Raw genomic sequence first — 25,635 nt, 5'->3', positions numbered from 1 at the left:
GTGGAACATTCAAAAGGACCGCAAGCCGCTCTGATCGGCTTTGCGGTGCGCTTCCGTGGCATCGTCGTCGCGCTCGCCTGTCTCCTGGTCGCCTATGGCGTCTTGAGCCTGCAGCGCGCCGAATATGGCGTCTATCCAGAGTTCGCGCCGCCGCAGGTCGGCATCCAGACCGAAGCGCCAGGGCTGTCGCCTGAACAGGTCGAACTGCTCGTCACGCGGCCGATCGAGGCCGTCGTCACCGGCCTGCCCGGCATCCATGCGGTCCGTTCGAATTCGATTCAGGGGTTGTCGGCGATCACCTTGGTGTTCGCGCCCGGCAGCGACATCTATCTCGACCGGCAACTCGCCTCCGAGCGGCTGGCATCGGCGGCGCAGTCGCTGCCTCAAGGCGTTGCCGCACCGACATTGACCCCGCTCACCACATCCACCAGCACCATTCTTGTCTTCGGCCTGACGTCCGAGCGGCAGTCGCTGATGGCGCTTCACACCACGGCGGAATGGACGATCCGCCGCAGCCTGCTCGCAGTCCCCGGCGTTGCCGATGCGACCGTGTTCGGTGGCGAGACGCGCTCGATCCAGATCCAGATCCATCCTGATCGGCTGCTCCGCTACGGCGTTGCGACCAACGATGTGCTCTCGGCGGCCCGCAACGCGACGGGCCTGCGCGGCGCTGGCGTGATCGACACGAAAAACCAACGGATCGTGCTCGCTAGCGAGGGCCAGGTCCTCGACCCGCAAGGCCTTGCGCGGACCATCGTCTCGTCGTCGCCAACCGGCCGGGTGACGCTGGGCGATGTCGCCGACGTGGTCGAGGCCCCCGAACCGCCGATCGGCGCCGCAGGCATCATGGGCAAGCCCGGCGTTATCATCAACATCGCGCAGCAATATGGCGCCGACACGCTGACGGTGACACGAGCGGTCGATGCCACTCTGGCGGACCTCAAGCCGGCGCTGGCGGCCCAGGGCATCGTGCTGCACGAGAACCTGTTCCGCCCCGCCAATTTCATCGGAACGGCGCTTTCCAATATCCAGCACTCGCTGCTGCTCGGCGGCATCCTGGTTGTCGTCGTGCTCTTCCTGTTCCTGTTCAACCTGCGCACCGCCGCGATCGCTTGCACTGCCATCCCGCTGTCGCTGCTGACCGCGACCTTGCTGCTTTCTCGCTTCGGGATCACGCTCAACACGATGACGCTGGGCGGCCTCGCCATCGCGATCGGCGAGGTCGTCGACGACGCGGTCATCGGCGTCGAGAATATCGTCCGGCGCCTGCGCGAGAACCGGTCGCTCGATGCGCCGCGTCCGAGAGCGAATGTCGTGATCGACGCCGTATTCGAGGTACGTAGCGCGGTCGTCTATGCGACGCTCGCCGTTATCCTCGTCTTCCTGCCGGTCATTGCGCTGTCGGGGCTCGCCGGCCGGCTCTTCGCGCCGCTCGGGATCGCCTATATTCTCGCCGTGCTCGCCTCGCTGCTGGTCGCGCTCACCGTCACGCCGGCGCTCGGCATGATGTGGCTGTCCGGCCAGCATCACGAGACCGACGACCCGCCGGTCTCGCGGTTCAGCCGCAAGCGTTACGAAGCGCTCCTCGCGCCGATCATCGGACGCACGAAGGCCGTCATCATTGGTGCGACGGTCCTCATTCTGGTCGGTTGCGCTGCGCTGCCGTTTTTCTCGACGAGCTTCATCCCGGAGCTGAAGGAGGGGCACTTCATTCTCCACATGTCGGCGGCACCCGGCACCTCGCTCGACCAGTCGCTCGATCTCGGCGCGCGGGTCACGCAGGCGCTCCGGCGCATCCCGGAAGTCCGCTCGGTATCGCAGCGTGTCGGCCGCGCGCAGAAATCGGATGATATCTGGGGGCCGCATTACAGCGAATTTGATATCGACCTCGTGCCGCTTGGCGGCGAGGAAAGCGAAGCTGTCCAGGGCCGGATCAACAAAGCGCTCAGCGGCTTCGCGGGTGCTAATATGTCGCTCAAGACGTTTCTGACCGAACGCGTCGAGGAGACGCTGTCGGGCACGACCGCACCGGTCGCGGTCAATATCTACGGTGACAACCTCGACACGCTCGACGCGAAGGCGGCGCAGATCGCGGCCATCCTGAAGGGGATTCCCGGCGCTGCCGATGTCCAGTTGCTGGCCCCGCCCGGCCTGCCGCAACTCGGGATCAAGCTGCGCCCTGCCAATCTCCAACGCTGGGGACTGAACCCAGTAGAGGTGCTCGACGCGGTCAGCACCGCCTATCAGGGCAACATCGTGGGCCAAGTTTATGAAGGCGACCGGGCGTTCAACGTGATCGCGCTGATCGACCGCGTCAATCGCGACGATCCGTCAAGTATCGGCACGCTGCCGATCAGGACGCCTGGAGGCACGTTTGTGCCCTTGTCACAACTCGCCGACATCGTCCCCTCGTCGGGCCGCTATCTGGTGCGCCACGAAGGGGCTCGCCGCGTCCAGACGATTACTGCCAATGTTGCGGACAGCGACGTCGCCGGCTTTGTCGCAGCAGCGAAGGCGCGGATTGCCGCCAACGTAAAGCTTCCGGCGGGAACCTATGTCGCGTTCGCCGGGACCGCCCAGGCCCAGGCCGACGCCCGCCGCGAACTGCTCGTCAACACGCTGATCGCGGCCGTCGGAATCATATTGCTGCTGTCGGTCGTGACGCGCAATTGGCGCAATCTCCTGCTGGTGCTCGCCAATCTGCCCTTCGCCATGGTCGGGGGCGTCCTCGCCGTTCTGCTGACAGGAGGCCAGTTGTCGCTCGGCGCGCTGATCGGGTTCGTGACACTTGCCGGCATTACGCTACGCAATTCGATCATGATGATTTCGCACTTCGAACATCTGGTCGCGATCGACGGGCGCGACTGGAACGCGGCCACGGCGATGGAGGGCGCAAGCGACCGGCTGGTGCCGATCGTCATGACATCGCTCGTCACCGCGCTTGGGCTGCTCCCGCTCGCGGTCGGCATGGGCGATCCCGGTCGCGAGGTCGAAGGCCCAATGGCAGTCGTCATCCTTGGCGGCCTGATGACGTCGATGGTGCTCAACCTGCTGGCGTTGCCGACGCTGGCGCTTGCCTTCGGGCGGTTCGGCCCCGAGCAGAACAAGGTGGCCCAGGCATGAAGCCACTCGTCACGGCAGTGCCCCGGACAGTCTGGATGCTGGGGTTCGTCAGCCTGTTCATGGATCTGTCGTCCGAAATTATCCATGCGCTCCTGCCGCTGTTTCTTACGACGACGCTTGGTGTCAGCGTCGCCATCGTCGGCGCAATCGACGGTGTTGCCGAAGCGACCGCCTCGATCACAAAGGTGTTTTCGGGCTATATTTCGGATCGCATCGGCAAGCGTCGTCCGCTGATCCTGATGGGGTATGGGCTCGCGGCGCTGACCAAGCCGCTGTTCGCGCTCGCCGGTACCGCGCCTGTCGTGCTCGGCGCCCGCTTCGCCGATCGGATCGGCAAGGGATTGCGCGGCGCCCCGCGCGATGCGCTGGTCGCCGATGTCACGCCGGCCGAGATTCGAGGCAAAGCCTTCGGGCTACGTCAGTCGCTCGATACGATTGGTGCGTTTGCGGGTCCGCTGCTTGCCGTTGGCCTGATGGTAGTTTTCACCAACGACATCCGATCAGTCTTCTGGTTCGCGACCATTCCAGCGGCCATTGCAGTTCTGCTCGTGGTTGTGGGCATTGAGGACGCCAAGCCCATTGGTGACGGGGAGCCCGTTCGACCGCCGATCCGGTTTGTCGACCTCAAGCGGCTGGCGCGCCCGTTCTGGGAACTCGTGTTCGTCGGCGTCGTCTTCACGCTCGCGCGATTCAGCGAGGCCTTCCTGATCCTGAAGGCAAATGCGGAGGGCCTGCCGCTCGCGCTGGCGCCGCTGGTGCTTGTTGCCATGAATATCATCTACGCACTGGGCGCCTATCCCGCTGGAAAATTGTCCGATCGCGTATCGGCGCGCGCCATTCTCGCGGCAGGCATGACCTGCCTGATATTTGCCGACCTCGCACTGGCAATATTGCACGGCATCGGTGGGGCATTTGTCGGGATCGGTTTGTGGGGAGCCCATATGGCGTTGACGCAAGGGCTATTCGCCAAGCTCGTTGCAGACAATTCGGCGCCGGAACTCCGGGGCTCGGCCTACGGGCTGTTCAATCTCACGACCGGGTTCACAATGCTGCTTGCAAGCGTCATTGCGGGCGTCGTTTGGGACAGGTTCGGTGCCGATGCGACGTTCTTCGTCGGCGGGGCCTTCGCGCTCCTCGCGATGGTGCTGCTTTTCGTTCGGCGCGGCCCCAAGGCACGCGCGCGGGAGCTTCCCGGCGAGCGGTGAGAATTCTGGTTTCGTGGCCTGTGTTAGTTGCCCGTAGACACCCAGACACCACCGATGCCGCACAGAACCTCGTCCTTCACCTCGGCGTTTCGTCGCAGCCTGTTCACGGCTGGTCGCAGCAGTTCGCAGAAATCCGCTTCAAAGACCCGGACGGAGACCCGGACGCGCCGGACAATTTCAGAAAAAAATCAATAATTTCAATAGGTTTTGGCGGAGCGGGAGGGAGGAGGTCCCCGTTGATTAGGATCTCTCTAAGCGCAAAATTGCGGGCGTGGCGCTCCTGTCCGCACACGCGCCGTCCCACGATCCAGCGCAGTAACGCGGACGGGCGCGTTTTGAGGGCTATTAGCTCAATTCATCCGAGAGAGCCCACAGTTCGCCGCACCGTTCCACGCGGAAAACCGGGTCGCTAACCGGGTTGCCGGCCCTTTATCTGTCGAAAAATCAAATTAAATCAATGGCTTTTGGCGGAGACGGAGGGATTCGAACCCTCGGTGGGAGTAAACCCCCCACGGCGGTTTAGCAAACCGCTGGTTTCAGCCACTCACCCACGTCTCCGGATCACAGCGAAACGCGGCTATAGCCGCGCCTGCGCCCTTGATCAACCACGCATGACAAAGGCGCTTGGCGCGAAATCGACTCGCTTGGTCGCGCCGTTCATTGTCGGGACAGGCTGTGCGGCGCTACCGTCGGTCCCTCAGTTCCGGGGGAGACGATAATGCGGCGGTCAGCGACAGGATTTGCAAGAGCGGGCGTGATGCTCGCCGTTGCAATTATGACGGCGAGTGTGCCGCTTGCCGCGCAACAGGTGCGCACGATCGATCCCAATCAGGCGATCGACGCCGATTTGCGCGCGCGCGGCACGCCCCGCGCGCCACAGACCAGTTATCCCGCGGTGCAATCTGCCGCGCCGACCGATCCTGACGTCCGGCGCTACCCCGACGCACCGCAATCGAACGAACCGGTTCCCTCCGGACCGGCACCAGCGCCCGCACCGCCGGGGGAGCAAAGCGCCCAGACGATCGCGCGGGACGGGGCCGATGCCGAATCGGCGGCGAGCCAGACGTTTCAGCAGCAGGAATTGCTGCGCGCAGCCGAGACCACGTTCGGCAAGGGCGCGTCGGGTCTGGCCGGGATTCTCGAGCGGACGCTCAAGGAACAGGGTCGCCCCAATGCCTATATTGCCGGCCGGGAGGGGTCGGGTGCGGTCGTCGTTGGTCTGCGCTACGGCAACGGCACGCTGTTCCACAAGGTCGAGGGTCAGCAACCAGTCTATTGGACTGGTCCGTCGGTCGGGTTCGATCTTGGCGGGGACGCCAACAAGGTGTTCGTATTGGTCTACAACCTGTATGATACGGAGGAATTGTTTCACCGTTTCCCCGCAGCCGAGGGGCGGCTTTATTTCGTCGGCGGATTCGCCGCGACCTATTTGCGGCGCGGCAATACGGTGCTGATCCCGATCCGACTCGGCGTCGGCTGGCGGCAGGGCGTGAACATCGGCTATATGAAGTTCAGCCACAAATCGAAGTGGTTCCCGTTTTAGGGCGCGGCGCCGCGCGACGCAGTCGGCGCGACCAGCGCAAGCCCGGCCAGCGGGCTTTAGCCCGGCTGACGACGCGGGCTTTGCCCGCGTCCTGCACACGCGCTACGCTGCTCCAATGCCGCTAACCCCCACCCGTCAAACGCTCCGCGTGCTCCTCGCCGCCGCCTATCTCCTGGCCGGCGCGCTGCACGTCCTTAAGCCCGCCCCCTTCCTCGGCATCATGCCGGCCTGGGTCCCCTACGCCCCGCAAGTCATCCTCATCACCGGGCTGTGCGAAGTGGCGGGTGCGATCGGCCTGTTCGTGCCGCGCCTGCGCTGGTGGGCGGGGATGGGACTCGCGGCCTATGCAGTGTGTGTCTATCCGGCGAATGTGAAGCACGCGCTCGACTATCTCACGCATGGCACTGGCGGCCTAAGCCTGTGGTACCATATCCCGCGGCTGGCGTTTCAACCTGTGATCGTGTGGTGGGCGTTGTTCGCCGGTACGGTCATCGACTGGCCATTCAAGCCCCGGAGAGTGCGCGCATGAGCATTGACGACACGATCATCGACACCCCCGATGGCCCGATGACCTTCGCGCAGTGGAAAAAGAAGCACCCGGTACAGGTTCCCTCGCGCCGCACCAAAGGGAAGGACCTCCCGGTCAAGGTCAAGCGCTTCACCGATCCGAAGTGAGTCCCAGGTTTACGCTGGATCGACCAGCCGCCAAGCGAGCGTTTCCCCGGCATGAAACGGCACCACCGCCGTCTCGCCCGCACCGACCCGCTCGGGCACCTGCACCCCGCCGCGCTCGAGCGTCACCGTGTCCGCATTGAGTGGCAAGCCATAAAAACGCGGGCCATGTTCGGACGCGAAGCCCGCAAGCTTGTCGAGCGCGCCCTCCTCGTCGAACACCGCCGCATAGCTTTCGATCGCATAAGGCGCGTTGAAAATTCCGGCACAGCCGCACGCCGCCTCCTTGCGGCCAATCTCGTGTGGGGCACTGTCGGTGCCCAGGAAAAAGCCGGGTGCGCCCGAAACCGCGGCTGCGCGAACCGCCAGCCGGTGCCGCTCGCGCTTCACCACTGGCAGGCAATAGGCATGCGGGCGAAGCCCGCCGTCGAACAGCGCATTGCGGTTGAGGTGGAGGTGCTGTGGCGTGATCGTCGCGGCGACCGACGGGCCGCTCGCTTTGACAAAATCAACCGCCTCCGCAGTGGTAATGTGTTCGAACACGATTTTCAGAGCCGGAAAATCGCGCACCAGCGGCGCGAGTGTGCGCTCGATAAACACCGCCTCGCGATCGAAAATGTCGATGTCGTGGTCTGTCACCTCGCCGTGGATCAACAGCGGCATACCGATCCGTTGCAACGTCTCAAGCACGGTGTTCAGCGCGCGGATATCGGTCACGCCGTGGCTGGAATTGGTCGTCGCATGCGCCGGGTACAGCTTGCACGCAGCCCACACACCGTCGGCAAAGCCGCGTGCGATTTCCGCGGCATCGGCAGCATCGGTCAGATAACAGGTCATCAGCGGCGTGAAGTCGGTCCCCGCAGGTACCGCCGCTAAAATCCGCGCACGATAGTCCTCCGCCCCCGCGATCCGCGTCACCGGCGGGGATAAATTGGGCATGACGATCGCGCGCGCGAATTGGCGCGCGGTATAGGGCACAACCGCGCGCAACATCGTGCCGTCGCGCAAATGCACATGCCAGTCATCAGGGCGGCGGATCGTCAGGCGTTCGGTCATCGGCACTGCCTAGCGCGCGCTCGGGAGAATCGCCAGCCGCCCCATTGCGGGTGCCAGGTGCCGCGCCTAGCTAGAGTGCATGGCCGCAACCACCCTATCCGATCGCGCTGTGCTCCGTGTGTCCGGCGACGATCCGCGCGGATTTCTGCAGGGCCTCGTCACGCAGGACACCGCAAGCGTCACCCCGGCCACACCGCAATATGGCGGATTGCTTACCCCGCAGGGCAAGGCACTGTTCGATTTCATCCTGTGGGCGGACGATAACGACCCGGCCAGCCACACACTCCTGATCGATTGCGAAGCTAGCGTCGCCGACGCCCTCGCCCGCCGCCTGACGCTTTACCGCCTGCGCCGCGCGATTACGATCGAGCGTACCGGCAGGACGGTGCACTGGTCGCTTGAACCAGGCAAAGGCGTCCCCGATCCGCGCCTTGCCGCGCTCGGCTATCGCTGGCTCGGCGAGTCCGGCGAACCCGCCAGCGGCTGGCACGTGCACCGATTGTCGCTCGGCGTTGCCGAGGGCATCGCTGAACTTGGCAGCGACCAGACGCTTTGGCTCGAGACCAACGCGCGCGAGTTAAACGGCGTCAGCTTCACCAAAGGCTGTTACGTCGGGCAGGAAAACACCGCCCGAATGCACCACCGCGCCAAAGTAAACCGGCGCCTGATGGTCGCGCCGGTGACCGAACCCGGCGCCCGCACCCGCGCAACCTATCCCGAACTTGGCCTGATGGTTGAACTCCGCCGCATCGAGGCGCTCGGGGATGCGATCATACCGGGGTGGTTGGCGCAGGCGCTTGCCGAGAGTGCAGACGCCTGATCCCCTTTCCCGAAGGAAAAGGGCGGCAAGTCACCGCCCGATCGAGCTATACGCAAACCCTGCTTTTTCCACGTCGCTTGCGCGATAGACGTTGCGCAGGTCGACCATCACCGGTGCGGCCATCGTGCCCGCAAGCCGCTTGAGGTCTAGCGCGCGGTAAATGTCCCATTCGGTCACGATCACGACCGCATCCGCACCCGCCGCCGCTTCATAGGCGTCGTGGCAGTAGGCGATTTCGGGCATCATGCCCTTGGCGATCTCCATGCCTTCGGGGTCATGCGCGCGCACGGCAGCACCAGCATCGAGCAAGCTCTGCACAATCGCCAGACTCGGCGCGTCGCGCATGTCATCGGTATTGGGCTTGAAGGTCAGGCCGAGCACCGCGACGGTCTTGCCCTTTGCGTCACCGCCCAGCGCGGTGATTACCTTGCGCCCCATCGCGCGCTTGCGCGTGTCGTTGACTTGCACCACCGCCTCGACGATCCGCACCGGGGTTTCATAATCCTCGGCGGTCTTGAGCAGCGCGAGCGTATCCTTGGGGAAGCACGACCCGCCATAGCCGGGGCCGGCATGCAGGAACTTCGAGCCGATCCGGTTGTCGAGCCCGATGCCGCGCGATACGTCCTGCACATTCGCGCCGACCGCTTCGCACAAATCGGCGATTTCGTTGATGAAGGTGATCTTGGTCGCGAGAAATGCGTTGGCAGCATATTTGATCAGCTCGGATGTGCGCCGCCCGGTGAACAGGATCGGGCTCTCGTTGAGATAGAGCGGGCGATAGACATCGCGCATCACTTGCTGCGCGCGCGCATCCTCGGTGCCAATGACGATCCGGTCGGGACGTTTGAAGTCACCGATCGCGGCACCCTCACGGAGGAATTCAGGGTTGGAGACGACCGCGATCGGGAAATCGCCCGCCAGCTCCTTCAGGATTTCCTCGACCTTGTCGCCGGTCCCTACCGGCACGGTCGATTTGGTCACGATGACCACCGGCCCGTCGATCGCCTCGGCGATTTCACGCGTGGCGGCAAAGACATAGGTCAGATCGGCATGGCCATCGCCGCGCCGCGAGGGGGTGCCGACCGCGATGAACACCGCATCGGCCCCAGCGACCGCCGCCTTGAGATCGGTCGTGAACTTCAGCCGGCCGGCGGCAACGTTGGCCGCGACCAGCGTATCGAGCCCCGGCTCGAAGATCGGCATCTTGCCTGCTTCGAGCGCGGCGATCTTGCCCGCATCCTTGTCGACGCAAATCACGTCATGCCCGAAATCCGAAAAGCATGCGCCAGATACCAGGCCGACATAGCCCGAGCCGATCATTGTAATTCGCATGATGCTCCCTTCACCTCGCCAAAGGTCGGCGCTCCGTCTTTCGGATCGCCGGCCCCAGAGTTGCCGCTCGCTCTAACCGATCACTTCGCAAATGCCAGCCCTGTGTGCGCTGCAACATGATCGCGCCGGGAGGGTGCGATCAAGAACGGAACGAAGATCGGGAGCGTCGTACCACTCCCACGAAAAAGGGGAGACCAGCCATGGCTGATCTCCCCAATTTTTCGACACTAGGTCGGGTCGGACTTAGTTGCCCGAACCCGGACCGTAGGTGACTTCGACGCGACGGTTCTGGACCTCACGGACGCCATCGGCAGTCTCGACGCGCGGACGGCTCTCGCCGAACGCTTCCGAGGTGATGACGCCAGCCGGGATCGAATGCGCGGTCAGGTACGCCTGAACCGAGTCATCGCGACGCTGCGACAAGCCTACGTTGTAAGCAGGCGAACCCGACTTATCGGCGTGACCGGCCAGCATGACCTTTGCGCTGCCGCAATTCTGATACTGCGCAATCGCGCCGTCCAGAATGGCTGCTGCCTCAGGCGTAACGTCGGACTTGTCCCATTCGAAGAAAACGATGAACGGACCAGGCGAGCAAACCGGAGCAGGCGGCGGCGGCGGAGGGGTAGGCTCCGGCGGCGGCGGTGGCGGGGGCGGCGGCGGCGGCGGTGGCGGTGGTGCCGCTGGCTCACCGAAATTGTAGGTCAGGCCACCAAGCAGGCTGTGCGTACGGAACTTACCGTTGAACGACGTCCCTGCCACGTTGACCAACTTGACGTTGTCCGCAGTGAAGAAACGATACTTCAAAGTTGCATCGATATGCTTCGTGATCGGCGCACGCACGCCAGCCAGACCCTGATAAGCGAACACTGTGTCGCTATCATCGAGGAAGTTCTGACGGGTATTGAGCTGCGCTTGCACCTTCACGCGGGCAACGCCGACACCACCGCCGACAAAGCCCTGGATGCCATCGTCATCACCGAAATCGATGAGGCCGTTGACCATGAAGCTCAGCGCCGAACTGCGGCCACCGGCATAATCATAGGTCCCCGGTACCAACGTTGCCGGACGGCCAAGAGAGTTGAGCACTGGCGTCCCAACCGACGTACGATACGCGTCGATCGTTGCAGCCTTGTAACCGACTTCGGCTTCGAGCCGGAAACGACCCAAGTCGTAACCAATTACGCCATCGACATCGTAACCGTAATTGTGATCGACGGTACCAGCGGCCTTAACGGTGCCGATATCAAACTTAATGTCTTCCACGACCATGGCGCCACCTTCGACGCCCACGTACCACGAATTATCGCGTGCGAGGGCTGGTGTGGCGACGAGAGCAGTGGAGGCAAGCGCCATAGCAACGGCAAGCTTCCGCATAAAAATCCCCTTCTTCTGGTTGTCACTCGGACAGCGCTAACTCCCTACCCAAAGCTTGGTTTCCACGCAAGCGCACAAATACATGCGCTGTGGCCGATCGGCCACAGCCAAGCGGCGAAGTGCTCGTCGGTCGCGCGGGGTCAGCGTGCGATCAGTCCGTGTGTTCGCAGTGCAGCAAGAATTGCGGCAATCGTGGCACGTGCCGCCGCGTCCGTGATGCTGCCGCCCGCGGGATCGGCGATCGCCGCTTGCCGCGTAGCAACCACCACATTTCCTCCCAGCACCACCTCCGTTCCGCTGACCCGCCCGACGGTCCACGTTCCGCCTGAAAAGCGCGCAATCGCGCCATCGGCAAGGCTCCACGCGGCTATGCCGTCGCGCGCCGCGACGAAGCGCCAGCCCGCCTCACTCCATCCGGCAAGCGCCTGGGCCTGCCCGGTCCATGCCCCGCTCGGCGTCGTGCCGACCACCCAGCAGGCGCCGACTACGGGCGAGGCGGGGGGCGCGTTTACCCCGACCGATTCGACCACAGGCTGGACCGCAAAATCGAGCAGCGTCAGTGCTTCGTTATGAGACAATTCCTTCTGCGCCTGCCCGCTCTGCAACAATGGCAGGCCCAATCGCACGCTTGTTTCATCGCTCACGCTTGCTCTCCCTCACATTGCCCAATCCGGAATCTGGATCGCCGCAGCAACCGATTCGCCGTGCGCGCCGACTTGCCGCACCATCAGCGTCACGCCGCCCGCGCGGTCGGCTTGCGTCACCAAAACCATCGCTGTGGTCGTCTCGATCGTTCGCGCACCCCCATCGCCCCGCACCAGCGTCACGCGGTACGCCTCGCGCTCTTCACCCAACGGTGCATCGACGCCATCGATCCAGCGCCAACCAAGTCTGCTGCGACGCAGCCATTGCACTGCGGCATCACCGTCGCCCATTTCGTGCCACTGCAGCCCAACCGGCGAAAGCGGCAGGATTGAAGCGCCGCGTACCGGCACCCGAACCTCCGCCGGCGCCGCGATGTCGCCGGGCCCCGAAGCGATAATCCGCACCTCGCCGCCCAGCGCCGACAGCGGAAGGTCGAGGGACAAGGCCGATTCGGCCTCGATCAGCACGAATCGATCCCCGGTCGTCTGGGTGCCGATCGCCGCTTCGGTCGCCCGCCGCCCGCGCCATAAGGCCGAGAGGCGCCAGCGCGTCACCCCGATCTGTTCAGCCACCCCAAATTGCACCAATTCGTCCCCGACCAGCGCCAGATTGGCCCCGGCATCGCGCGTACCCGCATCGGCTCCCGCCAAGCTCATCTCGGCATGCGCCAGCTCGACCTCGAATCCGTGCACCCGGTCGGCGATCGCCGCGCCCGAGGGTCCCGGCACGGTGACGATCCGCCCGATCACGCCCGGCGCGGCGGTCGCCCCGAGCGTGCTCCAGCGCGCCTCGCCGTCGATGCTGTACGACACCGCCGCCCGTCGCCACCCTGGTGCGGTCCCTGCAGCGACCACCGTCACGCGCGGCGCGCTGAGCAGCCCATCGTCGAGCGGCAGCGTTTCGAACGCAGCGAGCACGGTTTCACCCGTTGCTACATCGGATGCCGACACGGCGCGTCCCGCACTGCCATCCATCGGCAGCGTCCGCGCCGCCAGCCGCACGCACTCCAGGCTCAGCACGCTCTGCTCGAGCGCCCAGCCGCTCACCCGCCACGCACCACTTACTCCCGCGAGCGTCACGCACGCCCCCGGCGCGACGTCGAGCGACTCCCACCCAAGCGTCAGCGTACGTCGCTCGCGCCCCGCTTCGGCGCGCGACAATACGGCCTCCGCCATCGTTTTCGCCGCCCCGGCATCGATCGCCGCCGGCATTTCGACGCGCTCTTCCCGCGTGCCGGCGCCCGGCCGCCGTGCTTGCTGCAAGCCGGTCTGAAAATCACGCGCCGGGTCGTAATGCGTCAGCAGCACCGTGCGCGGCACGGTCTCCAGCGCAGCGATCGCCCGCCCGTGTTTGCCGCGCGCCGATCCGATGGCCGTCGTCTCACCATCGGCAATTGCCCGGTCGGTCGCGAGACCAGCGCGCATCCGCACGCCATTCCCTGCGGGCGCGAACCAAGCACCGCCAGCCACTGCCAGCGTCTCGACCACGCCGCGCACACTGTCACCATTTGCCGCGAACCCGACGAGCATTTGCCCGCCCGCATCGCCGACAACCGCGCCGCCCGATATTTCGGCGGCAATCGCCCCGACCGAAACCGGTCCGGCATCGGCGATCACCTCAAACGTTAGCGCGGGAAGGCGATTGCCATAATCGGCCAGCTGGAAATGCTCGAACACCGCGTAAGCGATGCCGCGATGCGCCGGCGTCCGCCCCGCCCCTTCCGCCGCCGCGATCAACGGGTCGACCGCTTGCGCTTCGTCGCCCAGATGCAAGCGGAACCCGGTCGCGCTTTTGAAGTCCCCGCCGCTCCCGCGCAGTAATTTCCCATCGGCCCAGATCCGCCCAACCCCGATAATCGCCCGCGCCGACAGCGCCACCGCAAACGACGCCGAATAGCTGTAGTTGATCGTGCTCGGCTGGCCCTTGCCATTACTGCTCTTCGACTTGCTCTCGATCAAATCGGTTGACCAGATCACGCACCCGCCGATCCGAATCGTGCCGAACAGAAGTGGGATTTGCGTGCCATAGCTCGACGTCTGCAGCTTGAGTTCAGTCAGCCGCGGGCCTTCGCGGCCCTTGGGCTTGAACAGGACGTCGCGGTCGATCGCATTGCCGATCAACCCGCCGATCGCACCGCCGATCGGCCCGCCAATCACGCTGCCGATCGTCGTCAGCACCAAAGTCGCCATCGCGCTGCTCCTTCAATCCCCAATAACGCGCCAGCAGCCGAGCATCAGCCAGGGCGGCACGCCCGGTCGCTCGACCACGCGGCGAAGGCCCGCATCGGCATGGACGATCCCACCGGGCACAAGCACGGCCATGTGAAACTGCGCCGGCCCACTCTCGAACAGCACCAGATCACCCGGGCGCGGCGCATCGCCACGCACCAACCCGCTCGCATCGAGCCGCGCCGCCAGCCCCGCCGCATCACCCCCACGCAAGCCATAATCCGCCGGAACGACTCCTTCGAAACCCGCCGCGCGCATCGCCAGCGCCGCCAGCCCGACACAATCGAGCCCGAACGCCGGATCGCGCCCCTGCAAGCGGAACCGCACGCCGATCGCACCGCGCGCGGCCGCCACCGCGCACGCCGCACCCTTCATGCGCCGGGATACCGCGTGAGCAGATCGATCCCCGGCAAATACGGCTCACCGCGGAAATTCACCGCGTTACCAAACCGCGCCGCACAGGTGGCGAGACTCTTGTCACACCCCTCGATCAGCTCGACCAGATCGCCCGCCGCCACCGGCAGCGCAGGCTCGGCGCGCAGGGTCACGCGCGCGCCGTCGGACACGGAGATCGCGCTCTCGAGCCCCGAATTCTCGCCCCCGATCCAGCGCAGCAGCCCCGCGCCGTAAGCATTGCCGCTCGGCTCGGTCGTATCGAGCGTCGCCACGCGCTCGTCACACGTTGTCACGCGCGCGACGCGCCGCCGCCCCGCCATCGCCACCCGGCACCGCCGGTCGCCCAGCTCGGCGCGACATTCGGGCGAGGTCGCCTCGACCACCGGCCGCTCCAGCCGAGCCGCACTCCCGCGCAGTTCCGCCGTGAACGCTTGCCCGTCGGTCTCGACCGCGCCGATCGTCGATCCGCCCGATGACGCGAAGCCCGCGTGCATCAGGCGCAATCCGCTCGATCGCGCCGATCGGCTGCCCATGATGATGCCACAGCAGCGGCACCGGCGCGGGTGCAGCCCCGAACGCCCCCGCCCGGATAACATCCCCACCCCGGTCGACCGTGTCGAACACGGCAGCGTAGCCTGCGAACCTTAGCCCCTCCCCTTCAGGGGAGGGGTTGGGGTGGGGCCGTGCAGCAAATTCGACGTTGGCAGGTCGCGGAGAGGCCCCACCCCCAACCCCTCCCCTGAAGGGGAGGGGCTTGCCGTGGAGCAGCAAATGCCCCGCCACCGTCGCGGTCAGCGCTTGCCCAGCCGAGCGCGCCTGCACCAGCGCCAGCACCTCGGGCGCGGCGGAGAGCGGCGCATCCCCCACCGCATCGGCAATCATCCGCACGGCCCTTTGCGCAATCGCATTGCGCAGATACAGCGCGCGCATCTGCCCCTCATAATTGAGCGGGACATCGCCAACGGCACCGCACGCGAAGCGCGCACGTCGAAACTCGAGCGCCGGACGCGACTCCTCGCGCCCGGCCGCCTTGCGACCGAACATTTTCATTGTGCTATCCTTTATGTGGGAAGCCGCGCGCCTCAGCGCGCGCGCGCAAACCAGATCACGTGGCGTGGGCCCTTGCCGTTCGACCGCGCCTTCACCGCAACTTCCTCGACCGCAAAACCAGCGTCGTTCAACCGCCGCACGAACTTCGCATCGGGCCCGGCCGACCACACCGCGAGCACGCCGCCCGGCGCTAGAGCCGCCTTCGCCGCTGACAGCCCGCGCGGGGCATAAAGCCGGTCATTCTCGGCACGCACCAGCCCGTCCGGGCCATTGTCGACATCGAGCAGGATCGCATCATAGCCCCCCGCACGAATGACATCCGCGACATCGCCCTCGACCAGACGAACGCGCGGATCATCGAGACACCCCGCCGCCACCGCCGCCATCGGCCCGCGTGCCCAGGTGATGATCTCGGGCACCAATTCAGCCACCGTCACCACCGCCGCCGGACCCACCGCGCCGAGCACCGCGCGCAGTGTAAACCCCATGCCATACCCGCCGATCAGCACCCGCGGCGCCTTGACCTCCGCGATCCGCTCCAGCGCCAGCGTCGCCAGCGCGATCTCGGAACCGTTCATCCGCGTGCTCATCAATTCGTTGCGGTCGACCACGATCATGAAATCGGTCCCGCGCGAATAGAGCGACATTTCGTCCCCGCCGGGGATCGTCGCCCGACCGATCAATTCGCGCGGCACCATCAAACCCTCCAAAGCGCCGCAGGCATCGGCTTTTATCCGTCTTGTGTCTTCTTGCTTTGTGCCTTTGTGTGAGAAAATTCCACCTCACACAAAGACACAAAGCCGCAAAGGCTTATGGCGCTAGCGCGCGGCCCCCGCCGCGTCTCACAACTGCCGCACCCGCGCCGCCTTGCGCTTCTTGAGCAACAGCTCGCTCAGCGCCCACACCAAAGCGTCGGCGCGATCGGGCGACCCGCCCGGCCCGTCATACCCCCCGCCGATCACGAAGCCGCACAATTCGTCCTCCAGATCGGGGAACCCCCCAACATGGCTGACCCGGCCCTGCTCATACAGCAGCGACACCGGCTCGGCCCGCAGCGTCTTGCCCTGCGTCGCATGCACCAAAGCCAGCGGCAGCGCGGCATCGGCGGCGAACAACACGCTCGCCACCATATTGCCACCCTGATTCTTCTCGGCGATCACGCGGTCGGCCCGATGCCGCGTGGCACAGCGCACCACCGCGCGCGCCCATACCTCGGGAGAGAGACCGCGCACGCTCGCATCCTCGAGCACATAGCCGCGTCCGTCCTCGCCCAGCCCCACCGCGACGATCCCGCACGCATCGCCCTCCGCACTCGCGGGCGGATCGACCGCCACGACGGTGCGCACCAGCGCAGGCGCGGCACCCACGCGGCACGCCTCGAACAACCACCAGGCATTGTGCAGTTCGCGCTTCTGCGGCTCGCTCAGCTCCATAATCGCGACACGCCGACGGTCGGGCGGCAGCGCGGCGAGCCGCCATAACACGGCGCGCATTCCGTCGCTCATGTCGCGGTCCCCAATTGCTTCGCCATCATGTCGAGCTTGTGCAGCAACGCCGCCTCGACCTCTTCGATCGGAACGCGAACGTAGCGCGGACCGCAGTCCGTCCGCCCCCCGCTGCCGCCACGCGCGGCGAGCCGGTTGCGCTGCGCCAGCAATTTGAGCGCGGCATCGGTATCGAATTCGGGCACCACCGTATCGGGGTCGGCGGGAACATAGTCGTCATGGCCCAGCGCCCGCGCCAGCAGCTTCGCCTCGAGATGCTCATACCCCGCCTGCAGCGCCGCTGACCATTGTTCGGCAAATGCCGGATCGCGCCGCCGTTGCGCATAGCACGACCCCGGCCACATCCCCACCGCCGCGGCCGATCGCACGACGTTGCACGTTGCCGAGAGGTGATCGAGAAATACCGCGCGCCGCTCGGGCGTCCACTCGACCGTCGGTCGCCGCCGCACCTGAATCCGACGGTTCTTGCCGCCCCTGTCCGCTCTGTCCATGACTCCACTCCTCCAAAACAAAAACGGGCCGAAGGCGTCGCCGCCCCGGCCCGAATCGCAATTCTGCATCGTTCCTGATATGTACCAAATCAGCGTTGCGATGTCAAGTGTTTTGTACCGCTTTGGTTACAGCAAAATGGCTGTGGTCGCATCAGGCTGGCCACCATAACGGCATTGGTGTGCCTTCAGCCTCATGGACCTGCGCGACCGCTGGCATGCCGATCAGCGGCCAGTATTCGAACTCGATCAAGCCCTGCCGGACTTGCGGATACGTGTCGAACCGTGCCTTGGCCGCTTCAACGCTCTCCGCCTCCAAGATCATGAAGGTACGGCTATAGTGCGGGTCCATATAGGCCTCAACGATCAATCCCTCGCGATAGAAGCGGCGGCCCGCCGCTATCTCGTCCTCCATGTCAGCCATCAGTTCCTCGGTCGTCGCCGAAGCTGTCGGTTTGCTGGTCGCGAAGATGCGCATCTCGATTTTCCTACTTGAGGATTAGGGGGGCCAGTACCGGTGCCATCAGCATCTCGAACTCGAGATTGGTCGCGGAGACGATATTTTCGACGATGCGACCATCCGCCACGCGCGTCACATGTGTTTCATCGAACAGGATGACACGCCCGGTTGGCTCGATCCCGAAATACGGCTTGTCGTGGCGCTGCCGCGACTGAAACCGTGTCACCACGCGTGTCCCATCTGCCGATTCAAACGGATCGACGATCTGCAGCGGCTCTGCCGCGGGGAATGCCGCCACAAACCCGGCGATTATTGCCTTATATTCATCAAGCCCATCGATTGGGCCACTTGGCTTGAGCCCCGTTATGGCCTGCACGCCGCGCGCGAGCGTATCTTCGCCCGCCCTTTCGTCCCCCTTGCCAAGGAAATCGGTGATGAAGCGGGTGACTAAATTGATATGGTCGGACATGGGCGCCTCCTACGTGCCCAGAATTAGCGTTCCGGTCGAAGAGTTACTATGCCGCCACTATAATAGTCAGTATGCCGAGCGCGCATGACCGTCTCGACGATAGACCTCAACCTGCTTGTGGTGTTTGAAGCGATCTTCGAGACGCAAAGCGTAACGAAGGCCGCTGAACGCCTTGATATGCGTCAACCGGCCGTAAGCGCTGCGCTTTCTCGATTGCGTAACGCCTTTGACGATCCACTGTTCGTCCGTGCGGCAGGCGGCATGCAGGCAACGCCGCGTGCCATCCGATTGGCACCGCGCGTGACGCTCGCATTGACCGAATTGCGCGGCGCGATGGTCGACGTGCCCTTCACCCCATCGGCCGCAAAGCGGACCTTCCGCATCGCAAGCACCGACTACACGACACTCGTGTTACTGCCTGGCGTTCTGGAGACGGTACGGTCGGAGGCATCGGGCATCGACTTGCGAATCATCGGGTATGACAAAGGCGATGTGCCGACATTGATCGATACGGGCGAGGTCGATGTCGCGCTCGGCACCTTTCCTAAGCCTCCTCTGCAAGCCGTGCTGCAGAACCTTAGCCGCGAACGGTTCGTCGGGCTGGCTCGGCACGATCATGTCGGGTTGCAGACAGGCACCATGTCACTGGACAGTTTTGTGGCTGCCGATCATGCGCTTGTGTCGCTCAGGCGGGATGCCACAGGCGAGATCGACCGGATCCTGGCCCTACGCGGATTGGCACGGCGGGTGGCGCTGGTATTGCCGCACATGCTGTGTTTGCCGGATATCTTGACGCGAACCGACCTGATCGCCGCAATCCCGTGCCGAGTCGCGCACCGTGTGGTCACCGCGCGACTGAAGGTCTTCGAGCTGCCGATCGAAGTCCCCGCCTGGCATGTGCAGATGCTTTGGAACCCTGCGACGCGCGGCGACACGGCATTGGCCTGGCTGCGATCCCGGATCACTCAGGTCGCCCGGACATTTTGATCGCTTCGGCTTGACCGATGCAAGGTCCACCGCCCCACATGAGCGCGATCTTCGGCATCCTCCGCTTCGACGGGAATGAGGTCGCGATCGCCAAGCTGGCGCGGCTACCGACCGCCCTCAAACACCGCGCGCCCTGCGCGACCGGCGCAACCGCTATCTCGCGTGCCGCGCGCTGGCCCGACGATCACAATTCGGGCTGGGGGATTGCCCGGTCCACCACGGTCCGCTCAGCGGCAGCGCACCTGCGCATTGTTCTGATCGACGCTCTTGCCGACGAGCCCGCCCGCAAGCGCCCCCAAAATCGTCCCGACGCCGCGCGAATGTCCGCCGTCTATAATATTTCCTAAAATCCCACCCCCAACAGCACCAACTATAAGTCCAGTAGTGCCATCATTCCGTCTACAGTAAAGTTGCCCATCACTGCCGCGATATACACGGTCATTACTTGAAAGCACGCGTTCCTGATAGCGAGAATCATTCCGATAGTAACGCGAGGGATCGTATCCAGCCTCATCCCGATCGTCATACCGAGGATCCGCGTAGCGCGAATCGTCGTAGCTGCCGCGCGGATCGCGATAGCCGCGGGCGCGGGCTTGCTGATAGCGATCGAACTCGGCGCGAAACGTGTTCAGTTCGCCGTTGAACCGCTGCTGCGCCTGCTGGAAGCGCTGCTCCTCGGTCTGCGTCTGCGCCACCGCCGGGGTAGCTGCGGCGAGGCAAATCCATGCCAAAGCGGGGACAAATTTCGAAAGTGGACGCATTACAGGCTCTCCTGGGAATGTTGCACCTGCCCAACGATACGCTTGCCATTGGGTTGCGGCAATTCGTCGATCAGCCAACCGCCGCGACCGCCGCCCGCCATGCCGTAGTCTCCGCTGCGAAGGTCTGCGTCACCCGCACCGCGCCCGCGATCGATCCAACCACGTCGACCGACCCGGCATAGTCATAGGTCGCATTCCCCGACAACCGCACCATCCCATCGGCGGCGGCCTCGGCGCGCACCAACCCGCCGCGGTTGAACACGGTCGCTTCCGCCTCGAACGCCAGCCGCCCGGTCAGGCACGCGGCATAGGTCGACGCCGCCATCGCGCTGCCGCAACTGTCGGTCAGCCCGACCCCACGCTCGAACGTCCGCACGAACAGCGCATCCGCGCCGCGCAGCTCGACGAACGACACATTTGCCCGGTTGGGCAGCCATACGGGTGCCGCCTCGCACTGCGTTCCCAGCGCCACCAGTTCCGCTTCGTTGATCGCCGCGACGAAGCTGACCAGATGCGGATTGGGGATCGCCACCGCCGTGAACGCACGGCTACTATCCAATGCGGGGATCACGGTATCCACCACCCGCGTTGTGCCGGTGTGCATCGGCCACCGCGCGACGTCGAGATCGACCGGCCCCGCCACTTCGCGGATCGTCACCACCCCCGGCGCGAGGTCCGGATCGCGCATAACATCGGCACGGGACATCTTCAGCCGCACCGTCGCACGCTCCAGCCCCAACGCCGCGAAGCCGGCACGCGCAACGCAGCGCAAGCCGTTGAGACACGTCTCCGCTTCGCTCCCGTCGGAGTTAAACATCCGCATCCCGAAATCATGCGCATCATCGCCCGCGGTGAGCAACAGCAGCCCGTCACCCCCGACCGTCCCGGCGCGATCCGCCAGCGCCAACGCGATCCGCGCCCACTCGGTATCGTCGAGCGACAACGCACGCGCGTCGATCATCGGAAAATCATTGCCCGAGCCATGGCATTTGATGAAATCGAACCGCATACCCGCCGCCATAGCGGCTTCACCCGAACTGCGCGACCATCCTCTGCTCGGCCGCGATCAGCGGCGCAAAGCTCGGTCGCGCGTGAATCCCCACCAGATAGGCCCCCGCCTTGGGCCAGCGCGCTGGATCGACCACCACATCGACGTGCCCCAGATTGACGAACGGCGAGGCCACCGCGATGTCCGCTACCGTCAAACGGTCGGCAACCAGGAACCCGCTCGGCGGCACGACCCCCTCCAGATAGTCGAGAATCGGCGGCAGCTCGTGCGCCACCGCCGCTGCCGCAATGCCTTCGTCGCCCCCGGCCTTGAGCACTTTCGGTGCGACAAAGCGGTTGAAGAAGATCTTCGAGCCCATCGCGAACAGGATCGTATCGGCGAATTCCTCGAACCACACCGTCCGCGCCCGCCCAATCGGATCGATCGGGATCAGCGGGTTTTGCGGATACTTTGCCTCGAGATAGGCGATGATTGCGGTCGAATCCGAAATGCAGAAATCCTTGCCGCCGTCGGCACCGGGATCGCGAAAACCCGGCATCTTGCCGAACGGACTCGTTTCCTTGAAGTCCGGCCCGCCACGCCCGAGCCCGGCTGCGACGAGTTCGAGAGTCAGGCCCTTTTCGGCGGCATAGACCAGCACCTTGCGCACGAATGGCGACAGATTCGAACCATAGACGATCATCGTAGCCATCCTCCCTTGGCGATCACAAACGCCAACGCAGGGTGCGATTCAAAACTAGAGTGCCGCGCGACGTCATATCCGCACGATGAACCCGGTATCGGGCTTGGCCTGCCCGGCCACCTGCGCGCGCCAGATGCGCTGCAACGCGTCCATCCCGCTCTGATGCTCGACGGTCACCAGCTCGGTGGCGGTGTCGACGAAGCCGCGCCACTGCGCCGCCACGCCCGTATTGAAGCCATCCTGCCCGATCTCGCCGATCAGCGCAGTCGCGGCATCGGGCGCGAAGAACCACACTGGTTTCGGCCCCGGCAGCACCTCGCCCTCGCCGCGATCGTCGTGATGCGTGACGCCCACGCGCAGACACTGCGCCAGCCGCCCAGGCAATGTCGCATAGAGCGACTGCAACAACGCCATATTCCCGGCGAAATCGATCACTACTACGCCCCCCGCACCGTCGAGCGTCCCGAGCGCATCGTACGCGACCACTTGGTCATACAGCCCGGTCCGCTCGACGAACGCGACGTTGTCCGCGCCCGTCAGTCCGATCCGCCGCACCGCCGGACTGTTGGCACGGCAGACATAGGCCGTGCCAAGCGCGGTCTTGCTCGAAGCACTGGTCAGCACGACGGTATCTGCGCCATGCCAGCCCGCGCGGCGCAGCGTATCCTCGATCAGAAAACTCGTCAGGAACAACGGCTCGAACAGCATCCGCATGTCCTCGCGCGCCGGGTCGTGCGCCGGGTCGGCAGCCAGGCGGCGGTACTGATTATAGACCGCGCTCATCGGCTGGCGATGCGCCGCCATGTCGCGGAACAGCCCGTTCGAGATCTTGCCCGGCTGCACCATCAGATGCGACGCCATCGGGAGGTAGCCGTACACCCGCTCCCCGACCGCAATCTCCGGCACGGCCGACGCGATCACCCGCGCATAGCCCCACACCGGCACGATCCCCCAGCCTTCGGGCGCGGGAAAGAAATTCCAATACCCCACCTGTTCGCCGACCACCGCATAAGTCACGTTGTTGGCGGTCACGGCAAACGCCTCGACCGCCAGCAACACCTCGCCCGCCGCACATGCGGGCGCGATCGTCTCGTTGATGGCGATTTGCGTGAGCTCGTCACGCCGTACCAGCATTTCGCGTTTTACGGGCATCGTATGGCTCCAAAGGTCTGCGGAAAATCAGGTCTAAACCATCCCAAGTGGTCGAGGGTGGGCCGGCACTTCTACAACGTGAACAGCATCACCTGGTCGCACCACGCCGCCGGTTAGAACAATCGCCATCACCCCCGCCTTGCGCACTAACGATCCATCGGCTGCTCGATCCAGCGTCGCGGCCATCAGTCCCTTCCGTAACCGATCGATCTGCAGGCACGGGTTCCGCAGCCCGGTCACGCGAATCGTCGCTTCATCGCCGAGCGCGAGCACACTACCCTCGGGCAGATCGAGCAGCGCGATCCCCCGCGTCGTGACGTTTTCCCCCAATTCTCCCGGTCCTACCACAAAACCGCGCGCCGACAGTTCGTCGAACAATTCCGAATGCAGGAGGTGCACTTGCCGCAAATTCGGCTGGCTCGGATCTTTCGCCACGCGCGATCGATGCTGCACCGTCCTGCCTAGATGCGCGTCACCCTCCACGCCCAGACCGGCGATCAAGCGGATTTCCGCACGACACGGCTTGGCGAAGCGGTGGGCCCGATCCGCCGCGACCGCTACGATCTGTGCGTGTTCGCCCTTGCTCATCGCAGCCCATAATGATCTCCCAAGCGGTCGAGCGCCAGTGTCAGGACGATGCGACCGGCGCGCTGGGGCCAGCCGAGCGCCCTTTCGGCGACCGGCAGGCCCTCACCCGCGCAGACAACGCGCCAGAGTATGTCGCGCAAGCCCCGGCCGACGCCCGCCATCGCGGCATCGAAGCGGCACTTGGCCGCGATCTGCGCGAGCGTCGGGTCGAGCCCCGCGGCACCGCCATCGACGCGCGCCGCCCACTGCATCGTCACGCGCGGGGCCAGTGCCGCCATTTCATAATCCGCGCGCAGCCGCTCGCCCGCCTCGAACTGCCGCGCATCGATCAGCGCGCGCGATCGCAGCCAGCCGAGCGGCGATTCGGCACGGTTGACGGTCACGCTCCGCCGCGACCGCGCTGGCATGTCGCTACCGTCGATCGCGCGTTCCACCAGCTCCCGCATCGCTTTATCTCCCGTTTCGAGTCGCAAAGATGATTGCCATTGCGGCGTGAATGTAGGACAGAGAAAAACCGATCTGGTTAGGAGCCGCGCCGTGATCACCGCCATTCGCGAAGTCCGCCGCGCCAAGGGGATGACACTCGACGATGTCGCGCGCGCGTGCGTGCCGCCCACCACCGCGCAGACGATCGGCCGGTTGGAGACGGGCACGCGCACCGTCTCGGTTGGCTGGCTCAACCGCATTGCCGACGCGCTGGGCGTGCGCGCGGCCGATCTGGTGACCTTGCCCGATCGCGCCGATATCGCGGTCGCTGCCATGCTCGACACGAGCGGCGCGCATGGCCTCAAACACCCCGCCACTATCGTCCCGCCGACCGCCGCGCCCGATCATGTTGCGGTATCGGTGCAGGCCGGGGTGGGGGATTACCGCGCTGGTGACGAAATCTGGTGCACGCGGATCGCGCCCGATCGCTTCGCCAGCGCGCTCAATCGCGACGTGCTCGTGCCGCGCCCCGCCGGACGCTTCCTGTTCGGGCGGCTGATCGGGCGCGAGGATCACAAGCTCCACGTGCTTCCGCTCGGCCCCGGCGCGCGGCAGCACATCGTCGCCGATCCGGCATGGATCGCAATGGCCGCCACGTTGGTTCGGTCGTTATGATCCGCATTTTGCTTCTCGCCGCTGTGTTCGCGCTGCAGACCGCACCCGAGCCCGTCGCGCCACCGCCCCCACCAATCGAACAGGCGCGGATCGTTGCGACCTATCCACACGATACATCCGCTTTCACCGAAGGTCTGCTGATCGACCGCGGTCATCTGTACGAAAGTACCGGGCGCGAGGGGCAATCCGACATCCGCCGCGTCGATCTCAAGACCGGCCGCGTGCTAGCGCGGGCAAAGATTGCCGCGTCGCTGTTCGGCGAGGGGATCGTCGCGTGGCGGAATACGCTGTTCAGCGTCACTTGGCATGGCGGGCAGGGCTTTCGCTGGACGCTCCCCACGTTGAAGCGCAGCGGCGGCTTTCGCTATGCCGGCGAAGGTTGGGCGATGACCGATGACGGCCGCAACCTGATCCTGTCGGACGGTACGCCGGTGCTGCGCTTTCTCGATCCCGTCACGCAAAAGGTCGTGCGGCGGCTGACCGTAACGATCCAGGGACGCCCGCTCGAACGGCTCAACGAACTCGAATATGTGAAGGGCGAGTTGCTCGCGAACGTCTGGATGACGCGCTACATCGTGCGGATCGACCCGGCGACGGGCAAGGTCAAAGGGATCATCGACCTCACGCCGCTGATCGCGCAGGTCGCGCTCGGCGATCGCGATTCGGTTGCCAACGGTATCGCCTATGACCGCGACGCGGGGAAACTCTATGCGACCGGCAAGAACTGGCCCACCCTGTTCGAGATTGCGCTGCCTGCCGGGCTATAGCGGCGCGCGCGACTCTGTATCAACCGGCACCGTGGCAGCATCAATTTCACGACGATTTCAATTTCACGACGATTTCAGAAAAGCTCTACTGACCTGCGCGTATGTGATGCGCGGAAATGGTGCCCGGAAGAGGAGCGAGCGCGTTCTTCTGGCCGAGTTCCTTGGGTGAGGTGGGATTAAGTCCTGCTTTTTCAGTGATGGGTGGTTCGAGTCCCGGAAGAG

The 25,635-nt window shown here is 65.0% G+C and carries 25 protein-coding genes, 1 tRNA gene and 3 pseudogenes; 9 read left to right on the top strand and 20 right to left on the bottom strand.

From position 1 onward, the window contains the following. Entirely contained in the window at positions 1–3,123 is a 3,123-nt protein-coding gene (locus IEV62_RS15760; protein WP_188449167.1) for an efflux RND transporter permease subunit, read from the top strand. Continuing rightward, on the top strand, positions 3,120–4,328 hold the full coding sequence (locus tag IEV62_RS15755; RefSeq protein ID WP_188449165.1) for an MFS transporter: 1,209 nt from the start codon (positions 3,120–3,122) through the stop codon (positions 4,326–4,328). The genes IEV62_RS15760 and IEV62_RS15755 overlap by 4 nt, the downstream gene beginning before the upstream one ends. Positions 4,329–4,793: 465 nt before the next feature. On the opposite strand, the gene IEV62_RS15750 is transcribed toward IEV62_RS15755, so the two are convergent. Further along, positions 4,794–4,886, bottom strand: a tRNA-Ser gene (locus tag IEV62_RS15750). Between the two features lie 199 nt (positions 4,887–5,085). On the opposite strand from IEV62_RS15750, the gene IEV62_RS15745 reads away from it, so the two are divergent. From IEV62_RS15745 to IEV62_RS15735, 3 genes are all read left to right on the top strand, one after another. Continuing rightward, positions 5,086–5,871, top strand: coding sequence for a DUF1134 domain-containing protein (locus tag IEV62_RS15745; protein ID WP_229733263.1), 786 nt, complete (start codon positions 5,086–5,088; stop codon positions 5,869–5,871). A 115-nt stretch (positions 5,872–5,986) separates the two neighbouring features. After that, complete coding sequence (locus IEV62_RS15740) at positions 5,987–6,400, top strand: DoxX family protein (RefSeq protein ID WP_188449161.1); 414 nt, start codon at positions 5,987–5,989, stop codon at positions 6,398–6,400. Next, the gene (locus IEV62_RS15735) at positions 6,397–6,546 is read left to right on the top strand and encodes a hypothetical protein (RefSeq protein ID WP_188449159.1); all 150 of its coding nucleotides are present in this window, start codon (positions 6,397–6,399) and stop codon (positions 6,544–6,546) included. Before IEV62_RS15740 ends, IEV62_RS15735 begins: the two co-directional genes overlap by 4 nt. Positions 6,547–6,555: 9 nt before the next feature. On the opposite strand, the gene pyrC is transcribed toward IEV62_RS15735, so the two are convergent. Beyond that, complete coding sequence (gene pyrC, locus IEV62_RS15730) at positions 6,556–7,599, bottom strand: dihydroorotase (RefSeq protein WP_188449158.1); 1,044 nt, start codon at positions 7,597–7,599, stop codon at positions 6,556–6,558. Between the two features lie 79 nt (positions 7,600–7,678). On the opposite strand from pyrC, the gene ygfZ reads away from it, so the two are divergent. Next, positions 7,679–8,419, top strand: coding sequence for a CAF17-like 4Fe-4S cluster assembly/insertion protein YgfZ (gene ygfZ, locus IEV62_RS15725; RefSeq protein WP_188449157.1), 741 nt, complete (start codon positions 7,679–7,681; stop codon positions 8,417–8,419). A 30-nt stretch (positions 8,420–8,449) separates the two neighbouring features. Here ygfZ and IEV62_RS15720 read toward each other — a convergent pair whose 3' ends face one another. The 12 genes and pseudogenes from IEV62_RS15720 to IEV62_RS15660 all read right to left on the bottom strand — a co-directional run bounded on the left by IEV62_RS15720 (position 8,450) and on the right by IEV62_RS15660 (position 18,366). Continuing rightward, a complete protein-coding gene (locus tag IEV62_RS15720) occupies positions 8,450–9,751 on the bottom strand; it encodes a UDP-glucose dehydrogenase family protein (protein ID WP_188449155.1) in 1,302 nt (433 codons plus the stop codon). A 243-nt stretch (positions 9,752–9,994) separates the two neighbouring features. Next, the gene (locus tag IEV62_RS15715; RefSeq protein ID WP_373868604.1) at positions 9,995–11,125 is read right to left on the bottom strand and encodes an OmpA family protein; all 1,131 of its coding nucleotides are present in this window, start codon (positions 11,123–11,125) and stop codon (positions 9,995–9,997) included. A 140-nt stretch (positions 11,126–11,265) separates the two neighbouring features. After that, entirely contained in the window at positions 11,266–11,769 is a 504-nt protein-coding gene (locus IEV62_RS15710; RefSeq protein ID WP_188449153.1) for a DUF2793 domain-containing protein, read from the bottom strand. Positions 11,770–11,781: 12 nt separating this feature from the next. Beyond that, positions 11,782–13,959 (bottom strand): phage tail protein, encoded by a 2,178-nt coding sequence (locus IEV62_RS15705; protein ID WP_188449151.1) that lies wholly within the window; start codon positions 13,957–13,959, stop codon positions 11,782–11,784. Positions 13,960–13,971: 12 nt separating this feature from the next. Next, positions 13,972–14,373, bottom strand: coding sequence for an NlpC/P60 family protein (locus tag IEV62_RS15700; protein ID WP_188449149.1), 402 nt, complete (start codon positions 14,371–14,373; stop codon positions 13,972–13,974). Continuing rightward, positions 14,370–14,864: pseudogene (locus tag IEV62_RS15695) on the bottom strand (phage/gene transfer agent baseplate hub protein); the annotation flags it as partial. The gene IEV62_RS15700 and the pseudogene IEV62_RS15695, both read right to left, overlap by 4 nt. A 28-nt stretch (positions 14,865–14,892) precedes the next feature. Further along, positions 14,893–15,276 (bottom strand): annotated as a pseudogene (locus tag IEV62_RS18435) (hypothetical protein); the annotation flags it as partial. Positions 15,277–15,476: 200 nt separating this feature from the next. Further along, complete coding sequence (locus IEV62_RS15680; RefSeq protein ID WP_188449147.1) at positions 15,477–16,142, bottom strand: spermidine synthase; 666 nt, start codon at positions 16,140–16,142, stop codon at positions 15,477–15,479. A 144-nt stretch (positions 16,143–16,286) separates the two neighbouring features. Beyond that, positions 16,287–16,826 (bottom strand): annotated as a pseudogene (locus tag IEV62_RS15675) (phage terminase large subunit family protein); the annotation flags it as partial. 119 nt (positions 16,827–16,945) lie between these two features. Continuing rightward, entirely contained in the window at positions 16,946–17,440 is a 495-nt protein-coding gene (locus IEV62_RS15670; protein WP_188449144.1) for a hypothetical protein, read from the bottom strand. Between the two features lie 151 nt (positions 17,441–17,591). Then, on the bottom strand, positions 17,592–17,915 hold the full coding sequence (locus tag IEV62_RS15665; protein WP_188449142.1) for a YciI family protein: 324 nt from the start codon (positions 17,913–17,915) through the stop codon (positions 17,592–17,594). Positions 17,916–17,925: 10 nt separating this feature from the next. Next, positions 17,926–18,366: an ester cyclase gene (locus IEV62_RS15660; RefSeq protein WP_188449140.1), complete on the bottom strand. Its 441-nt coding sequence runs from the start codon at positions 18,364–18,366 to the stop codon at positions 17,926–17,928. A gap of 84 nt (positions 18,367–18,450) precedes the next feature. Between IEV62_RS15660 and IEV62_RS15655 the strand changes: the two genes are divergently transcribed. After that, complete coding sequence (locus tag IEV62_RS15655) at positions 18,451–19,353, top strand: LysR family transcriptional regulator (protein WP_188449137.1); 903 nt, start codon at positions 18,451–18,453, stop codon at positions 19,351–19,353. A gap of 227 nt (positions 19,354–19,580) precedes the next feature. Here the strand turns inward: IEV62_RS15655 and IEV62_RS15650 are convergent, their stop codons facing one another. From IEV62_RS15650 to IEV62_RS15625, 6 genes are all read right to left on the bottom strand, one after another. After that, positions 19,581–20,114 carry a glycine zipper 2TM domain-containing protein gene (locus IEV62_RS15650; RefSeq protein ID WP_188449135.1) on the bottom strand — a complete coding sequence of 178 codons (534 nt, stop codon included), beginning with the start codon at positions 20,112–20,114 and terminating at the stop codon, positions 19,581–19,583. A 70-nt stretch (positions 20,115–20,184) separates the two neighbouring features. After that, positions 20,185–21,123, bottom strand: a complete 939-nt coding sequence (dapF, locus tag IEV62_RS15645) for a diaminopimelate epimerase (RefSeq protein ID WP_188449133.1) — start codon at positions 21,121–21,123, stop codon at positions 20,185–20,187. A 19-nt stretch (positions 21,124–21,142) separates the two neighbouring features. Further along, on the bottom strand, positions 21,143–21,814 hold the full coding sequence (locus IEV62_RS15640) for a glutathione S-transferase family protein (RefSeq protein ID WP_308511247.1): 672 nt from the start codon (positions 21,812–21,814) through the stop codon (positions 21,143–21,145). Positions 21,815–21,877: 63 nt separating this feature from the next. Continuing rightward, a complete protein-coding gene (locus tag IEV62_RS15635; RefSeq protein ID WP_188449131.1) occupies positions 21,878–22,957 on the bottom strand; it encodes a DUF2855 family protein in 1,080 nt (359 codons plus the stop codon). 33 nt (positions 22,958–22,990) lie between these two features. Then, positions 22,991–23,545: an MOSC domain-containing protein gene (locus tag IEV62_RS15630; protein WP_188449129.1), complete on the bottom strand. Its 555-nt coding sequence runs from the start codon at positions 23,543–23,545 to the stop codon at positions 22,991–22,993. Further along, entirely contained in the window at positions 23,542–23,991 is a 450-nt protein-coding gene (locus tag IEV62_RS15625) for a DUF6456 domain-containing protein (protein ID WP_188449128.1), read from the bottom strand. The genes IEV62_RS15630 and IEV62_RS15625 overlap by 4 nt, the downstream gene beginning before the upstream one ends. A 91-nt stretch (positions 23,992–24,082) precedes the next feature. On the opposite strand from IEV62_RS15625, the gene IEV62_RS15620 reads away from it, so the two are divergent. Both IEV62_RS15620 and IEV62_RS15615 read left to right on the top strand, forming a co-directional pair. Next, positions 24,083–24,646 carry a helix-turn-helix domain-containing protein gene (locus IEV62_RS15620; protein ID WP_188449127.1) on the top strand — a complete coding sequence of 188 codons (564 nt, stop codon included), beginning with the start codon at positions 24,083–24,085 and terminating at the stop codon, positions 24,644–24,646. Continuing rightward, positions 24,643–25,413 carry a glutaminyl-peptide cyclotransferase gene (locus IEV62_RS15615; RefSeq protein WP_188449126.1) on the top strand — a complete coding sequence of 257 codons (771 nt, stop codon included), beginning with the start codon at positions 24,643–24,645 and terminating at the stop codon, positions 25,411–25,413. The genes IEV62_RS15620 and IEV62_RS15615 overlap by 4 nt, the downstream gene beginning before the upstream one ends. The last annotated feature ends 222 nt before the right edge of the window (positions 25,414–25,635 follow it).

This window comes from Sphingomonas psychrolutea, assembly GCF_014636175.1.
Taxonomy (GTDB): domain Bacteria; phylum Pseudomonadota; class Alphaproteobacteria; order Sphingomonadales; family Sphingomonadaceae; genus Sphingomonas; species Sphingomonas psychrolutea.
The sequence above is the reverse complement of the archived record's forward strand: the minus strand, read 5'-3'. Positions and strand labels throughout refer to the sequence as shown.

Coding starts and splice junctions, on each gene's coding strand:
- IEV62_RS15755 (WP_188449165.1), top strand. CDS start 3,120: ATGAAGCCACTCGTCACGGCAGTGCCCCGGACAGTCTGGATGCTGGGG.
- IEV62_RS15745 (WP_229733263.1), top strand. CDS start 5,086: ATGCTCGCCGTTGCAATTATGACGGCGAGTGTGCCGCTTGCCGCGCAA.
- IEV62_RS15740 (WP_188449161.1), top strand. CDS start 5,987: ATGCCGCTAACCCCCACCCGTCAAACGCTCCGCGTGCTCCTCGCCGCC.
- IEV62_RS15735 (WP_188449159.1), top strand. CDS start 6,397: ATGAGCATTGACGACACGATCATCGACACCCCCGATGGCCCGATGACC.
- pyrC (WP_188449158.1), bottom strand. CDS start 7,599: ATGACCGAACGCCTGACGATCCGCCGCCCTGATGACTGGCATGTGCAT.
- ygfZ (WP_188449157.1), top strand. CDS start 7,679: ATGGCCGCAACCACCCTATCCGATCGCGCTGTGCTCCGTGTGTCCGGC.
- IEV62_RS15720 (WP_188449155.1), bottom strand. CDS start 9,751: ATGCGAATTACAATGATCGGCTCGGGCTATGTCGGCCTGGTATCTGGC.
- IEV62_RS15715 (WP_373868604.1), bottom strand. CDS start 11,125: ATGCGGAAGCTTGCCGTTGCTATGGCGCTTGCCTCCACTGCTCTCGTC.
- IEV62_RS15705 (WP_188449151.1), bottom strand. CDS start 13,959: ATGGCGACTTTGGTGCTGACGACGATCGGCAGCGTGATTGGCGGGCCG.
- IEV62_RS15700 (WP_188449149.1), bottom strand. CDS start 14,373: ATGAAGGGTGCGGCGTGCGCGGTGGCGGCCGCGCGCGGTGCGATCGGC.
- IEV62_RS15680 (WP_188449147.1), bottom strand. CDS start 16,142: ATGGTGCCGCGCGAATTGATCGGTCGGGCGACGATCCCCGGCGGGGAC.
- IEV62_RS15670 (WP_188449144.1), bottom strand. CDS start 17,440: ATGGACAGAGCGGACAGGGGCGGCAAGAACCGTCGGATTCAGGTGCGG.
- IEV62_RS15665 (WP_188449142.1), bottom strand. CDS start 17,915: ATGCGCATCTTCGCGACCAGCAAACCGACAGCTTCGGCGACGACCGAG.
- IEV62_RS15660 (WP_188449140.1), bottom strand. CDS start 18,366: ATGTCCGACCATATCAATTTAGTCACCCGCTTCATCACCGATTTCCTT.
- IEV62_RS15655 (WP_188449137.1), top strand. CDS start 18,451: ATGACCGTCTCGACGATAGACCTCAACCTGCTTGTGGTGTTTGAAGCG.
- IEV62_RS15650 (WP_188449135.1), bottom strand. CDS start 20,114: ATGCGTCCACTTTCGAAATTTGTCCCCGCTTTGGCATGGATTTGCCTC.
- dapF (WP_188449133.1), bottom strand. CDS start 21,123: ATGCGGTTCGATTTCATCAAATGCCATGGCTCGGGCAATGATTTTCCG.
- IEV62_RS15640 (WP_308511247.1), bottom strand. CDS start 21,814: ATGGCTACGATGATCGTCTATGGTTCGAATCTGTCGCCATTCGTGCGC.
- IEV62_RS15635 (WP_188449131.1), bottom strand. CDS start 22,957: ATGCCCGTAAAACGCGAAATGCTGGTACGGCGTGACGAGCTCACGCAA.
- IEV62_RS15630 (WP_188449129.1), bottom strand. CDS start 23,545: ATGAGCAAGGGCGAACACGCACAGATCGTAGCGGTCGCGGCGGATCGG.
- IEV62_RS15625 (WP_188449128.1), bottom strand. CDS start 23,991: ATGCGGGAGCTGGTGGAACGCGCGATCGACGGTAGCGACATGCCAGCG.
- IEV62_RS15615 (WP_188449126.1), top strand. CDS start 24,643: ATGATCCGCATTTTGCTTCTCGCCGCTGTGTTCGCGCTGCAGACCGCA.